The organism is Pseudomonas sp. MWU13-3659, from assembly GCF_023757525.1.
GTDB classification, from domain to species: domain Bacteria; phylum Pseudomonadota; class Gammaproteobacteria; order Pseudomonadales; family Pseudomonadaceae; genus Aquipseudomonas; species Aquipseudomonas entomophila_E.
The window spans coordinates 301,520-314,647 of the sequence record NZ_JAMSHW010000003.1 but is presented as its reverse complement, the minus strand read 5'-3'; the positions used below and the strand labels follow the sequence as shown (position 1 = coordinate 314,647).

Genomic DNA, 13,128 nt, shown 5'->3' with positions numbered 1-13,128 from the left:
GGCATCGCCAGCAAGGCTGGCTCCTACAGGTGAATCACTGGCCGCTGTCGGATGGCAGTGTGTGGCCAACACTTCCCGGCAAAAATCCCGGATAATGCCCGCCATTCATTTGTTCCCGCCCGCTTTCTGGTACCCCCGCGCATGGAAATCAAGGTCAATTTTCTCGACAACCTCCGTCTCGAAGCCAAGTTCGACGACTTCACGGTGATCGCCGACCAGCCGATCCGCTACAAGGGCGATGGTTCGGCCCCGGGGCCGTTCGACTACTTCCTGGCGTCGTCGGCCCTGTGCGCGGCGTACTTCGTCAAGCTGTACTGCCAGACCCGCGACATCCCCACGGAAAACATCCGCCTGTCGCAGAACAACATCGTCGACCCCGAGAACCGCTACAACCAAATCTTCAAGATCCAGGTCGAGCTGCCCGAGGACATCTCCGAGAAGGACCGCCAGGGCATCCTGCGCTCCATCGACCGCTGCACCGTCAAGAAGGTGGTGCAGACCGGCCCCGAGTTCATCATCGAGGAGGTAGACAACCTCGACGCCGACGCCCAGGCGCTGCTGATGCCGGTGTCGGACAGCACCACCTACATCCCGGGCAAGGACCTGCCGCTGGAGCAGACCATCGCCAACATGTCGGCGATCCTGGCCGGGCTTGGGATGAAGATCGAGATCGCCTCGTGGCGCAACATCGTGCCCAACGTCTGGTCGCTGCACGTGCGCGACGCGCAGTCGCCGATGTGCTTTACCAACGGCAAGGGCGCTACCAAGGAAGCCGCGCTGGCCTCGGCGCTGGGCGAGTTCATCGAGCGGTTGAACTGCAATTTCTTCTACAACGACCAGTTCTGGGGCGAGGACATCGCCAACGCGCCGTTCGTGCACTACCCCAACGAGCAGTGGTTCAAGCCCGGGCCCAAGGATGCGCTGCCGGCCGAAATCCTCGACGAATACTGCCTGGAAGTCTTCAACCCGGACGGCGAGCTGCGCGGCTCGCACCTGTACGACACCAACTCGGGCAACAAGGAGCGCGGCATCTGCTCGCTGCCGTTCGTGCGCCAGTCCGACGGCGAGACGGTGTACTTCCCGTCCAACCTGATCGAGAACCTGTACCTGAGCAACGGTATGAGCGCCGGCAACACCCTGGCCGAGGCGCAGGTGCAGTGCCTGTCGGAAATCTTCGAGCGGGCGGTCAAGCGCGAAATCCTGGAAGGCGAGCTGTGCCTGCCGGATGTGCCTCAAGAGGTGCTGGCCAAGTACCCGGGTATCGTCGCCGGCATCCAGGGGCTGGAGGAGCAGGGCTTCCCGGTGCTGGTCAAGGATGCGTCGCTGGGCGGCGAGTTCCCGGTGATGTGCGTGACCTTGATGAACCCGCGCACCGGTGGCGTGTTCGCCTCGTTCGGCGCCCACCCAAGCTTCGAGGTGGCGCTGGAGCGCAGCCTCACCGAACTGTTGCAGGGGCGCAGCTTCGAAGGCCTGAACGACCTGCCGCAACCCACCTTCGAAAGCCACGCGCTGACCGAGCCGAACAACTTCGTCGAGCACTTCATCGACTCCAGCGGCGTGGTGTCGTGGCGCTTCTTCAGCGCCAAGGCCGACTTCGAGTTCGTCGAGTGGGACTTCAGCGGCCATGGCGAAGATTCCAACGTGCAGGAGGCGCAGACCCTGTTCGGCATCCTCGAGGGCCTGGGCAAGGAGGTGTACATGGCCGTGTACGACGACCTCGGCGCCACCGCCTGCCGCATCCTGGTGCCGGGCTATTCGGAGATCTATCCGGTCGAGGACCTGATCTGGGACAACACCAATCGGGCGCTGGGTTTCCGTTCCGACATCCTCAACCTGCACACCCTCGACAACCGTTCGCTGAAGCTGCTGCTCAAGCGCCTGGACAATGCCGAGGTGGACGACTACACCACCATCACCACGCTGATCGGCGTCGAGTTCGACGACAACACGGTGTGGGGCCAACTCACCATCCTCGAGCTGAAGTTGCTGATTCACCTGGTGCTGCAGCGTTTCGAGGAGGCCAAGGAACTGGTCGAGATGTTCCTGCAGTTCAACGACAACACCGTCGAGCGCGGGCTGTTCTACCAGGCGCTCAACGTGGTGCTGGAGGTGGTGCTGGACGATGAACTGGAGATGGCCGACTACGAAGCCAACTTCCGCCGCATGTTCGGCAACGAGCGGATGGACGCGGTGCTGGGGTCGGTGGACGGCAGCGTGCGTTTCCATGGGCTGACGCCGACCAGCATGAAGCTGGAAGGGCTGGACCGGCACCTGCGCCTGGTCGAGAGCTACAAGAAGCTGCATGCGGCGCGGGCGCGCGCGGCCGGGTTGGTTTGAGGTAGTTGGGGGTTTCAAGGCGTTTGGCGGTAGGGCGCGCAGCGCGTTTGAGATCGAGCGCCGCTCGTGCGGCGCATCGCGGATAAATCCGCTCCTACACCCGCCGGAAACCGTGTCCCGCCCAGGCATAACGGGCCCTGGTAGGAGCGGATTCATCCGCGATGCGCCGCGTAAGCGGCGCTCGATCCCCAGTGCACTGCAAAGCCGCCAAGCACCTGCTCGCCATCACGCGATCAAAACCATCCAAATGAGCGCGACACTGCGCCACGCTTGCCAGGCCGACCTCAAGGTCACATGCTGACGCCCACGTCACCGTGCGTAACACGGATCGTTTTCGATGTTTCGACCAAGGAGGTCAAGGTGAAACGAAAACTGCTGGCAGCGTCGGCGCTGCTGTGGATGTTCTCGCTGAATGCACAGGCGGACTGTGCCGTATTGGGGCCTTGGGAAGACCCGTGCTCGGGCGCGGTGCTCGGGCCAACGGTTTGCGTGTGCGAGCGTTGATCCCCGCTTTTCTGAAGACAAGGAGGTTATCAATGAAAAAAGTGATGCTGGCTGTGTTGTTGACGTGTGGTGTCTCGCTGACCGCCCAGGCATCCTGTCCGGTGTTCGGACCGTCCAAGGACCCTTGTGCGGGGCCGGTGTTCGGGCCGTCGACCTGTGTATGCCCTTGAGCTGATCGAGGGGTATGAAGAGGGCCGCTTTGCGGCCCTTTTTCGTTTCATTCGCGGGCATCGAAGGCATCGTGGTACTGCACCGTGCCTTGCGCCGGGGAACCTGCGAAGGCCAGCGCCTGGAAGTACTCGGCCGGTACGCCAGGCAGTGTCAGCCCTGGCTGGACGGCAAAGCCGAACCGGGCATAGTAGCCCGGGTCTCCCAATACGACGCATCCGGCGGCACCCATGTGTCGCAGCTGCGCCAGTGCAGCCTCCATCAATGCCGCGCCGATGCCTTTGCCCTGGCGAGCCGGCAGCACCGATATCGGCCCCAGCCCGTACCAGCCTCCCACGCCCGACGACAGGGTGACCGGGGAAATGGCGACATGACCGACCAGGATGTCGTCCTCGATCGCCACCCGCGAGACGGTGAGCTGATGCGCCCGGCGCAGGGCGTTGACGATGTGCTGTTCGGTATGGCTGGAGTGTTCTGCGTTGGCAAAGGCCGCCTCGGTCAGACGGGTGATGTTGTCGATGTCTTCAAGGTGTTCGTCGCGGAGCGTGATGTTCATATCCAATCGCTTCTGAGGGGTTTCACGGTAGTTTCTGCAGGATGAACAGGTGATAGCCGTATTCGCCGAGGTGGCGCGTGTGGATCTCCAGTTCGCGGGTGATGTCGGCCAATGCCTGGGAGGTGAAGGCCGCGCTGTCCAGCGTGGCCAGGCGTTCGCGCAGCGGGACGAGGTAGTTGTCCCAGGCCTGGCGGCCCATGGGGAAGTGCTGCAGTGTCCGGTACCCCTGCTTGGCAATGGTCTCCAGGCGTGTTTCCACGCTTTGCAGGTCAGGGTAGCTGGCCTGCCAGAATGCACCGGCCTCGTCGGACAGCACATCGGTCACTCGGACCAGGTCGTTGACCACCAACAGGCCCTGGGGTGCGAGAAACGCTTGCCAGTACTTCAGGGCCTGGGCGAAGCCCATGATGTAGGCGCAACCCTCGGCCCAGATCGTGTCGAACTGCCCATGCGCGAATGGTAGTTCGGTCATGCTGGCGCACACCCGGCGAACACGATGTTGCAGCCCTTTGGCCGTGAGCGTGTCGCCCAGGCGAGCGAGGCTGTATTCATCATTGTCCAGCGCGGTAACGGTGGCACGGCTGTGTTCTGCCAGCAGCGTGGTGGTGGCGCCACGACCGCAGCCGATCTCCAGCACCATGCGTGGCGCGAAGGGCAGGGCCTGCAAGGCTGCCAGGGTGTCTTCGGACGAGCCGGGGCCCAAGCGTTGAAGGCCTTCGAACAGGTGCTCGAAGTCGGCCATGTAGCGTTCGTGTTCGTTCATGTCTTTGGATAGCCATTTCAGGCGCAGCGCCTGTTTTTCGCTGAAGCCCTGCTTGCGCAGCCAGGCCAGATGGGCGCCCGGTGCCTGGTGTTCGAGGGCCTGGTGCCAGGGGCGCATGGACGAAAGGCCCAGCATCGCGGCCAGCAGGTCCCGCGATTGCTGGCGGGCGGCGATCTCTTCATCCAGCGTGCGCAGGCGGGCGAGCAGGGCGGGCCTGTCGATGCGTGCCTCAAGGCAGGCCTGGCATTCCTTCAGGGTCAGGCCGCCGGCCTGCAACTGCTGCAACAAGCGCAGTTGTTGCAGGTCTGCATCGCTATAGCGGCGATAGCCGTTGGCTTCGCGCCGTGAGGTGATGAGCCCGATCTTTTCGTAGTAGAGCAGTGTGGAACGGCTCAGGCCCACCAGAGCCGCCAGTTCGGAAATGCGATACATCAGCCTTCACCTCGTGCAGTGGGGAGTGACCTTAAACTATGAAGTTATAGACAGGTAAAGCGGGAAACGAGGGCGTTTGCCGGGAGCGGTATGGCGCCCATGAGATCGAGCGCCGCAGGGCGGCGCCCGATCGTGAGAGCACTGCAAGGCTATCGACTAGGCTGTGCTATCACTACAAGGTCGCACATGGAGGCTTGGGGGCTTGCGATGAATCGCCTGATCTACGCGTTACTGGTAGCGTTTACTCTGTTCCCCCTGATGGGACTCGGCAACGAACCGCAAGCAAACACCACCGACGGCGTACCCGGCGAACCTGCCGAATTGCGTATCGCCAACCGCGACATCTTCACCTTCCATGCCACCTTGCTGGGCGAGACGCCTGCCGCGCGAGCACAGCGTGCCACCCTGGTGATCGATGACGCCTTGCGCGGCACCGACGAGCTCACGGTCAGCGTCGACCCCATCCAGCACAGCCACCTGGTCCTGCTGGGCGGGCGGCGCGCGTTCATCGTATCGCCCCATGACCTCGAGGCCGGTGGCGATACCCGGGCGGCCGCCGAGCAGGCGGCAGCCGTCCTGCGCCAGGTGGTCCAGGAAACGGGCGAGGCGCGCAGCCTGCATTTCCTGCTCAAGGCACTGGGCTATTCGGCGCTGGCCACGGTGATCTACCTGGTACTGATCAAGGCCGCCAACCTGGCCCGGCGCAAGTTGCGCGGCAGCCTGCCGCAACTGATGCGCCAGCGCGCCTACCAGTTACGGGTCGGGCAGTTGCCTTTGTTCGACATGCAGTACGTGTACTGGCTGATCGACCGCATGCTGCGTCTGCTGTACTGGGGCGTGGTGTTGTTGCTGAGCTACCAGTGGTTGAGTTTCGTACTGTCGCAGTTCCCCTACACACGGCCATGGGGCGAAAGCCTCAACGTGCACCTGCTCGACCTGCTGCGCTACCTGCTCGACGGCATATTGCAAGCGATCCCCGGTATCGCCGTGGCCGTGCTGATCTTCTTCATCGCCCGTGGCATCAGTGGGTTCAGCCGTCGTCTGCTCGAGCGCATGGCGCGCCCTGGCACGCTCAACTGGCTGACCGAGGAGACCCTGCAACCGACCACGCGCCTGACCTCGCTGGCGATCTGGCTGTTCGCCCTGGTGATGGCCTACCCGTACCTGCCGGGCTCGGGGACCGATGCCTTCAAAGGCTTGTCGGTACTGCTTGGCCTGATGATCTCCCTGGGGGCCTCCAGCGTGGTCGGGCAGGCGGCGGCCGGGCTGATCCTCACCTACTCTCGCACACTGAAGGCCGGGGAGTACGTGCGCGTGGGCGACAACGAAGGCACGGTGACCGAGGTGGGCATGTTCAACACCACGATCCGCACCGGGCTTGGCGAGGTGCTGACCTTGCCCAACTCGATGATCACCGGCTCCGTGACGCGCAACTATTCGCGGGTGGTCCAGGGCCAGGGCTACATCGTCGACACCGTGGTCACCATCGGCTACGACACACCTTGGCGCCAGGTCGAGGCCATGCTGATCGAGGCCGCGGCGCGCACCGAGGGGATCGTCGCCACGCCCAAACCGCAGGTGTTCCAGACCGGGCTGTCGGATTTCTACCCCGAGTACCGCCTGGTGGCCCAGGCGATCCCCAGCGAGCCGCGGCCCCGGGCGGAGCTGCTGAGCCTGCTGCACGCCAATATTCAGGATGTGTTCAACGAACATGGCGTGCAGATCATGTCGCCGCACTACCTGGGCGACCCGGCGCAGGCGAAGTGGGTGCCACGGGACAAGTGGTTCTCGGCGCCTGCCCGGGATCCTGGCGAGGGCCGCGAGAAGAACTGACCCGTCGTGCACTCACACGCTGCGCGTCAACCCGCCATCGACCTTGATGTTCTGCCCGGTGATGTAGGCGGCGCCGTCGCTGGCCAGGAAGGCGATGGTGGCGGCGATCTCCTCGCTGGTGCCGTAGCGCTTGAGCGGCACGCTGTCGCGGCGTTGCTCGGTGGCCGGCAGGCTGTCGATCCAGCCGGGCAGGACGTTGTTGATGCGCACGTTGTCGCCGGCGAACTCGTCGGCGAATATCTTGGTGAACGCCGCCAGCCCCGAACGAAACACTGCGGAGGTGGGGAACAGGGCGCTGGGTTCGAAGGCCCAGGCGGTGGAAATGTTGATGATCACCCCGGCCTTCTGCCGTTGCATGATCGGCGTCACCAGGCGGGCCGGGCGGATGACGTTGAGCAGGTAGGTGTCCATGCCCTTGTGCCAGTCCTCGTCGCTGATCTCGAGGATCGGCGCGCGCGGGCCGTGGCCGGCGCTGTTGACCAGCACGTCGATGCGCCCCCACTTGGCCATGACGGTGTCGACCAGGTGCCGCAGGTCTTCCACCGACTGGTTGCTGCCGGTGACGCCCACGCCGCCCAGTTCATCGGCCAGGGCCTCGCCCTTGCCCGACGACGACAGGATCCCGACCTTGTAGCCGTCGGCGGCCAGGCGACGCGCCGCGGCCGCTCCCATGCCACTGCCACCGGCGGTGATGATCGCTACTTTTTCGACTGACATGCTGCCTCCAGGTAAATGCCTTGACTGAGGTTGTAACCCTAGCAGCATGACGTGGGGCGAGGGAGGCAGGCGGGCTTTGCCGAGCCAGTAGCTCAGCTATCGGCTACCTGTTCCAGCAACCAGGCCTTGACCCGCTGCAAGGTCGCCGGCTGTCGGGGCTTGCGTGGCCAAACCAGGTAGAACGCCTTGTCCAGGCGCAACTGTTGGGGGAAGACCTGCACCAGCCTGCCTGCGGTGAGGTCGGCCGCGACGAAGGCATGGCTGGCCAGGCAGATGCCCTGGCCGTTGACGGCAGCCTCGATGGCCAGGGCGGTCTGGTTGAAGCGCATGTGCCTGGCGCTGGCCGGGGCGTGCCCAGGGAAGAGGGTGGCGGTGAACTGGGGCCAGAAACCGTGGGCGTCATGCAGCCAGACGAAGCTTTGCAGGGCCTCGAAACTGTCTGGCAGGCCCTTGTCCGCAATCAACTGCGGGCTGGCCACTGCGACGATACGCTGCTCGAGCAGCAGCTCGGCGTTCAGCCCGGCGCCGAAGGGCAGCTGGCCCTGGCGCACGGCGAGGTCGACCCCGTCGGTGTGGAAGTGCGACAGCCGGTCGGTGGCGAGCAGGCGCAGGTCGATCTGCGGGTTGTCCTCGGCGAACGCCCCCAGCCGGGGGATCAGCCATTTCGACGCGAAGGTAGGGGTGACGCTGACCGTCAGATGCGTCGGCGCTGGCTTGAGCAGGCGGGTGGCCTCATCGATCATCGCCAGGGCATCGCGCACGCTGGCACTGTAGGCCAGGCCCGCGTCGGTCAGCCCCAGGCCGCGTGGCAGGCGCTCGAACAGGCGGATCTCGAGGCTGGCCTCCAGGCCGCGGATCTGCTGGGCCACTGCGGCCTGGGTCAGCCCCAGTTCCTCGGCGGCCAGGCGGAAGTTCAGGTGCCGGGCCACCACCTCGAACATGCGCAGGGCGTTGAGTGACGGCAGTGATGGGAAACCGGCGGGCATGGTGATGGCTGTTCCAGTGTTGGGGCGTGTGCCGAGGCTAGCCCCGATGCCCGGGGAAAGGAACCCATGCCAGTAGAAAAACCATCATCCAGGTCGCTTAGATGGCGTACTGGGCGATGCCATTGCCGAACGACCAGTTCTCCTTGCGCACTTCCACCAGATTGATGAACACATCCTCCGGGCGTACGCCTGCCTCTGCGTTCAACCCTTCGGCGATGGCCTGGAAGAGGGATTGCTTCTGCTCGACCGTACGCCCCTCACTGATGGTGAGCTGGATGAACACCTGGCCGTCGGTGCGCGCGATACCCAGGTATTCGCGGTCGTTCACCAGGCGGTCGTCGTCGTGCTCGGTGAGCACCTGGAAGTTGTCGTGCTCCGGCACATTGATCGTGCGTTTCATGGCCGCGAACACTACCTGCCCCAGCTTTTGCAGGTGCGTGCGGTCGGGGTGGCGGCGGATGTCGATGCGTACGAGAGGCATGTGCAGCTCCTTGTCAGAAGGCAGGTCGCCGGCAACAGCATAGAAGGTTACCGCTTGGTTGCTTTGCCACCCGGCACATGCAGGTACGACATCACGCTCTCGGTCAGCTCGGTCGCCAGTTTCACTGCTTCTTTATTACGCGCCATGACCCCGGCCACCAATCCTTCGATCAGCGCCAGCACGGCGATGTTGGAGCTGGTCAGCACCGGATGATCGGCGGGCGCATACAGCACATGGCGGGCGATCGGTGCCAGGGGCGAGGCCGGCGAGTCGGTGATCGCCAGCACGGTGGCTTTGCGCTCATGGGCGAAGCGCGACAATTGCAGGGTGTCCTGGGAATAGCGCGGCAGGGCGATGGCCAGCAGCACATCCTGTTCGGTGATCGCGGCCAGGCGGTAGGCGGCGTTCTCGTTGCCGCCTTCCATGCTGATGGCGCAGGCATCCTGGCAGAACGGCACCAGGGTCGACGCCGCCAGCCCGGCCAGGTACACACTGTTGCCGAAACCGAGCACATACACCTTGCGCGCGCCGACCAGGCTGCTGATGAACGCTTCGAAGGCCTCGGCCTGGTTGTTGCTGGCGGTGGTCGCCAGGTTGCTGGTGGCGCTCTGGATCTGCTCGTGCAGGCCAAAGTCGCCACCCGGGCGCTGGGCCAGTTCGTTGCGCAGCTTGTCCACCGGCGAGACCATCTGCTGCAGGGTCGTGACCAGTTCGCTCTTCATGCCGCTGTAGCCGCCGAGGTCGAGGGCCTTGGCCAGGCGATTGACCGCCGCCGGCGAGGTGGCGGTGGCCTGGGCCATTTCCTCGATGGTCAGGGTCGCGGCTTTCAGGGGATGGCGCAGGATGTAGTCGGCGACCTTGCGCAGCGAGGGCGGCAGTTCGGCCAGGCCCTGCGACAGCTTGCGCAGGACCGGCGAGGCATAGACGGTGGTGTTCTTCGAGTGGCTGGTCATCCGCGGCGAGGCTCCTGTAAGCGTGGCCGTAGTGTATCCCAAGGCACTTCCCGGCGCGGAGCCGGGAAGCGTGAGGGGTTACTTGAGGCTACCGGCGAGGAACTGGCGCAGGCGCTCGGATTGCGGCCGCGCCAGCACCTCGCGCGGGTCGCCGCATTCCTCGGCCAGGCCCTTGTGCAGGAACAGCAGCTGGTTGGACACCTCGCGGGCGAAGCCCATCTCATGGGTGACCACGACCATGGTCCGGCCTTCCTGGGCCAGGTCCTGCATGACCTTCAGCACTTCGCCCACCAGCTCCGGGTCGAGCGCCGAGGTGGGTTCGTCGAACAGCATCACCTCCGGCTCCATGGCCAGTGCGCGGGCGATCGCCACCCGTTGCTGCTCGCCGCCGGACATGTGCGCCGGGTAGGCGTCGCGCCGGTGGCTGACGCCGACCTTGTGCAGGTAGTGCTCGGCCTTTTCACGCGCCTCCTTGCGGGCCACGCCCAGCACCTGTACCGGGGCTTCCATGACGTTCTCCAGGGCGCTCATGTGCGACCACAGGTTGAAATGCTGGAAGACCATGCTCAGCCGCGAACGCAGCCGTTGCAGCTGGCGCGGGTCGGCGGCGCGCAGGCCGCCACGCGGGCAATTGCGCAGTTTGAGTTGCTCACCGTTGACCAGGATCTGCCCGGCGTTGGGCTGTTCGAGCAGGTTGATGCAGCGCAGGAAGGTGCTCTTGCCCGAGCCGCTGGAGCCGATGATGCTGATCACGTCGCCGGCGTTGGCCTGCAGGGAGACGCCGCGCAGCACCTGGTGGTCGCCGTAGCTTTTGTGCAGTTGCTGGATGTCCAGTTTGTTCATGAGTCGATTCCCCGTGGTGTCAGTCGCTGAGCAGGCGACCCTGGCGGATGGGTGTGCTGCCGGCGACCTTGGCCAGCCACAGGCCGGGTTGGGCGAAACGCAGGCGTTCGCGGGCATAGAGGATGCCGTCGGTGCTGGCGCGGACCACACTGTGGCGGTCGTTGAGCGGGTCGATCACTTCGAACAGCGGATCACCGACCCGCACCTTGGCTCCCAGCGGTTGCAGGAAGCTGACCACGCCTGGGTGCTCGGCGTAGGCGTACTGGGCGCCGGCGAACGGCGTGGCCGGGCAGTGGTGATCGGGCGCGGCGGGCCACGGGCCGTCGATCAGGCCCTGGTCGGCGAGGTAGCCGAGAATCTGCTCGGCGCTGGCCTGGCACTGTTCGCGGCCGGTGTCGGCCATGCCGCGCAGTTCGATGGTGGTGGCCACGCAGGCCAGGGGGATGTCGGCTTCGGGGAAGTACTCGCGCAGGCGCAGCCAGGGCGCCGCGCAGGCTTCATCGAACGCGTCGCCGCCGGCGCCTTCGGCCAGCAGCGCCGTCTCGGCGCCCAGGCGTGCGGCCAGTGAATGCAGCTGCGGCCAGTGCTGGGGCATGGCGTAGAGCAGCATCACCGACTCGAAATCGCAGTGCAGGTCCAGCACCAGGTCGGCGTCGCAGGCATGTTGCAGCAGCAGGCGGCGCAGGCCGTCAAGTTCGGATCTGGCCGGTGGCAGGTCGGCGAGCAGGTCAAGCATCGCTTGGCGAATGGTTGCCACGTTGATGTCGCCATCGCTGCCAAGCTGGCCCTTCAGGTGCGCCGCCAGCGCTTCGGTCAACGCCGGGAAGTCGCGGTTGAAGTTCTTGCCGCTGTCGAACTCGAAACGGCCCTGGTGGGTGGCCTGGAACATCTGGCCGATGCCGATCGGGTTGGCCAGCGGCACCAGTTCGATCACCCCGCTGAGCCGGCCCTGGGCCTCGAGCTCGAGCAACCGGCGCTTGAGCTCGACCGCCACGCGCATGCCCGGCAGCTCGTCGGCGTGCAGCGAGGCCTGGATGTAGGCCTTGCGCGGGCCACTGCCGAAGCGCAACACGCGCAGGCTGCGCTGGGTGCCGCAGGCGCTCCAGGGCAGGGTATGGTCAATGTGCTGCATGGGAAGCTCCTTAGTGCTTGCGCGGGGCCAGGTAGGCCAGCCAGCGGCGTTCGGCCAGCTTGAACAGGCGCACCAGCATGAAAGTCAGGACCAGGTAGATCAGCCCGGCGGTGATGAACGCCTCGAAGGGCAGGTAATAACGGGCGTTGAAGGTCTTCGCCGCCCCGGTGATGTCGACCAGGGTGACGATCGAAGCCAGGCTGGTGGTCTGCAGCATCATCAGTACCTCGTTGCTGTACTGCGGCAGCGCCCGGCGCAGGGCCGACGGCAGCAGGATGCGCCGGTACAGGGTCAGGCGCGACATGCCCATGGCGCGGGCGGCCTCCAGTTCGCCACGGGGCGTGGCCCTGAGGCTGCCGGCCAGCAACTCGGCGCTGTAGGCGCTGGTGTTGATGGCGAACGCCAGGCAGGTGCAGAAGGTGGCGCTGGACAGGTACGGCCACAGCGGGCTTTGCCGCACCGCCTCGAACTGCGCCAGGCCGTAGTAGATCAGGAACAGCTGCACCAGCATCGGCGTGCCGCGGATCACGTAGGTGTAGAGCCAGGCCGGAACGCGCAGCAGGCAGGAACGCGAGACGCGCATCAGTGCCAGCGGGATCGCCAGCGCCAGGCCGCAGGCCAGGGAAATCAGCAATACTTTCAGGGTCAGCGCGATGCCACCCAGGTACAGCGGCAGGTTCTGCCAGATCAGTGGATAGTCGAGCATCATCGAAGGCGTCCTCTCACAGCTCGGCGGCTTTGACACCGACCGAATAGCGCTTCTCCACGCCGCGCAACAGCACCAGCGAGACGCTGGTCAGCAGCAGGTACAAGCCGGCCACGGCGAGGAAGAAGGTGAAGGGTTGGTGGGTGGCGTCGGCGGCGTTCTTGGCCTTGAACATCATGTCCTGCAGGCCGATCACCGAAATCAGCGCGGTGGACTTGGTCAGCACCAGCCAGTTGTTGGTGAAGCCCGGCAGGGCCAGGCGCACCATCTGCGGCACGCTGATCCGCCAGAACACCTGCAGGCCGCTCATGCCATAGGCCGCGCCCGCTTCGGCCTGGCCGCGGGGGATGGCCAGGAAGGCGCCGCGAAAGGTCTCCGACAGGTACGCCCCGAAGATGAAGCCCATGTTGCAGACCCCGGCAATGAACGGGTTGATGTCGATGTACTGCTCGTAGCCCAGCGCCATCGCCAGCCGGTTGACCAGGTCCTGGCCGCCGTAGAACACCAGCAGGATCAGCACCAGGTCGGGAATGCCGCGCACCACCGTGGTGTAGACATCGCCCAGGGTCGCCAGCCATTTCAGCGGTGACAGGCGGCAGGCCGCGCCGATCAGGCCCAGGGTGATGGCCAGGGCCATCGCCAGCAGGGCCAGGCTGACGCTCAGCCACGCGCCGTCGAGAATGCTCGAGGCATAGCCGTGAAGCATGATGGAAGTCC

Annotated in this window: 14 protein-coding genes; 4 read left to right on the top strand and 10 right to left on the bottom strand. The window is 65.2% G+C overall.

The window, feature by feature from the left end; all coding sequences use genetic code 11:
• The first annotated feature begins 141 nt into the window (after positions 1-141).
• From NGM28_RS06300 to NGM28_RS06290, 3 genes are all read left to right on the top strand, one after another.
• Positions 142-2,337, top strand: coding sequence for an OsmC domain/YcaO domain-containing protein (locus NGM28_RS06300; protein WP_252089207.1), 2,196 nt, complete (start codon positions 142-144; stop codon positions 2,335-2,337).
• 360 nt (positions 2,338-2,697) lie between these two features.
• Entirely contained in the window at positions 2,698-2,841 is a 144-nt protein-coding gene (locus NGM28_RS06295; protein WP_086009444.1) for a PA0050 family protein, read from the top strand.
• Positions 2,842-2,873: 32 nt separating this feature from the next.
• Positions 2,874-3,011 carry a PA0050 family protein gene (locus NGM28_RS06290; RefSeq protein WP_213657324.1) on the top strand — a complete coding sequence of 46 codons (138 nt, stop codon included), beginning with the start codon at positions 2,874-2,876 and terminating at the stop codon, positions 3,009-3,011.
• Positions 3,012-3,058: 47 nt separating this feature from the next.
• Here the strand turns inward: NGM28_RS06290 and NGM28_RS06285 are convergent, their stop codons facing one another.
• Together NGM28_RS06285 and NGM28_RS06280 are read right to left on the bottom strand one after the other, a co-directional pair.
• On the bottom strand, positions 3,059-3,565 hold the full coding sequence (locus tag NGM28_RS06285; RefSeq protein WP_252089205.1) for a GNAT family N-acetyltransferase: 507 nt from the start codon (positions 3,563-3,565) through the stop codon (positions 3,059-3,061).
• 22 nt (positions 3,566-3,587) lie between these two features.
• Positions 3,588-4,760 (bottom strand): MerR family transcriptional regulator, encoded by a 1,173-nt coding sequence (locus tag NGM28_RS06280; RefSeq protein WP_240064478.1) that lies wholly within the window; start codon positions 4,758-4,760, stop codon positions 3,588-3,590.
• A 207-nt stretch (positions 4,761-4,967) separates the two neighbouring features.
• Between NGM28_RS06280 and NGM28_RS06275 the strand changes: the two genes are divergently transcribed.
• The gene (locus NGM28_RS06275; protein WP_240064479.1) at positions 4,968-6,593 is read left to right on the top strand and encodes a mechanosensitive ion channel family protein; all 1,626 of its coding nucleotides are present in this window, start codon (positions 4,968-4,970) and stop codon (positions 6,591-6,593) included.
• 12 nt (positions 6,594-6,605) lie between these two features.
• Here NGM28_RS06275 and NGM28_RS06270 read toward each other — a convergent pair whose 3' ends face one another.
• The 8 genes from NGM28_RS06270 to NGM28_RS06235 all read right to left on the bottom strand — a co-directional run bounded on the left by NGM28_RS06270 (position 6,606) and on the right by NGM28_RS06235 (position 13,117).
• Positions 6,606-7,310 (bottom strand): SDR family oxidoreductase, encoded by a 705-nt coding sequence (locus NGM28_RS06270; RefSeq protein ID WP_252089203.1) that lies wholly within the window; start codon positions 7,308-7,310, stop codon positions 6,606-6,608.
• 92 nt (positions 7,311-7,402) lie between these two features.
• On the bottom strand, positions 7,403-8,296 hold the full coding sequence (locus tag NGM28_RS06265; RefSeq protein WP_252089200.1) for a LysR substrate-binding domain-containing protein: 894 nt from the start codon (positions 8,294-8,296) through the stop codon (positions 7,403-7,405).
• A gap of 97 nt (positions 8,297-8,393) precedes the next feature.
• Positions 8,394-8,777 carry a tautomerase family protein gene (locus tag NGM28_RS06260; RefSeq protein WP_252089198.1) on the bottom strand — a complete coding sequence of 128 codons (384 nt, stop codon included), beginning with the start codon at positions 8,775-8,777 and terminating at the stop codon, positions 8,394-8,396.
• Positions 8,778-8,824: 47 nt separating this feature from the next.
• Positions 8,825-9,730 (bottom strand): MurR/RpiR family transcriptional regulator, encoded by a 906-nt coding sequence (locus tag NGM28_RS06255; RefSeq protein ID WP_252089196.1) that lies wholly within the window; start codon positions 9,728-9,730, stop codon positions 8,825-8,827.
• Positions 9,731-9,808: 78 nt separating this feature from the next.
• A complete protein-coding gene (locus NGM28_RS06250; protein WP_213657317.1) occupies positions 9,809-10,573 on the bottom strand; it encodes an ABC transporter ATP-binding protein in 765 nt (254 codons plus the stop codon).
• A 19-nt stretch (positions 10,574-10,592) separates the two neighbouring features.
• Positions 10,593-11,705 carry a succinylglutamate desuccinylase/aspartoacylase family protein gene (locus tag NGM28_RS06245; protein ID WP_252089194.1) on the bottom strand — a complete coding sequence of 371 codons (1,113 nt, stop codon included), beginning with the start codon at positions 11,703-11,705 and terminating at the stop codon, positions 10,593-10,595.
• 10 nt (positions 11,706-11,715) lie between these two features.
• On the bottom strand, positions 11,716-12,414 hold the full coding sequence (locus NGM28_RS06240) for an ABC transporter permease (RefSeq protein ID WP_240064491.1): 699 nt from the start codon (positions 12,412-12,414) through the stop codon (positions 11,716-11,718).
• A 13-nt stretch (positions 12,415-12,427) separates the two neighbouring features.
• Complete coding sequence (locus NGM28_RS06235) at positions 12,428-13,117, bottom strand: ABC transporter permease (protein WP_252089193.1); 690 nt, start codon at positions 13,115-13,117, stop codon at positions 12,428-12,430.
• Positions 13,118-13,128: the final 11 nt, after the last annotated feature.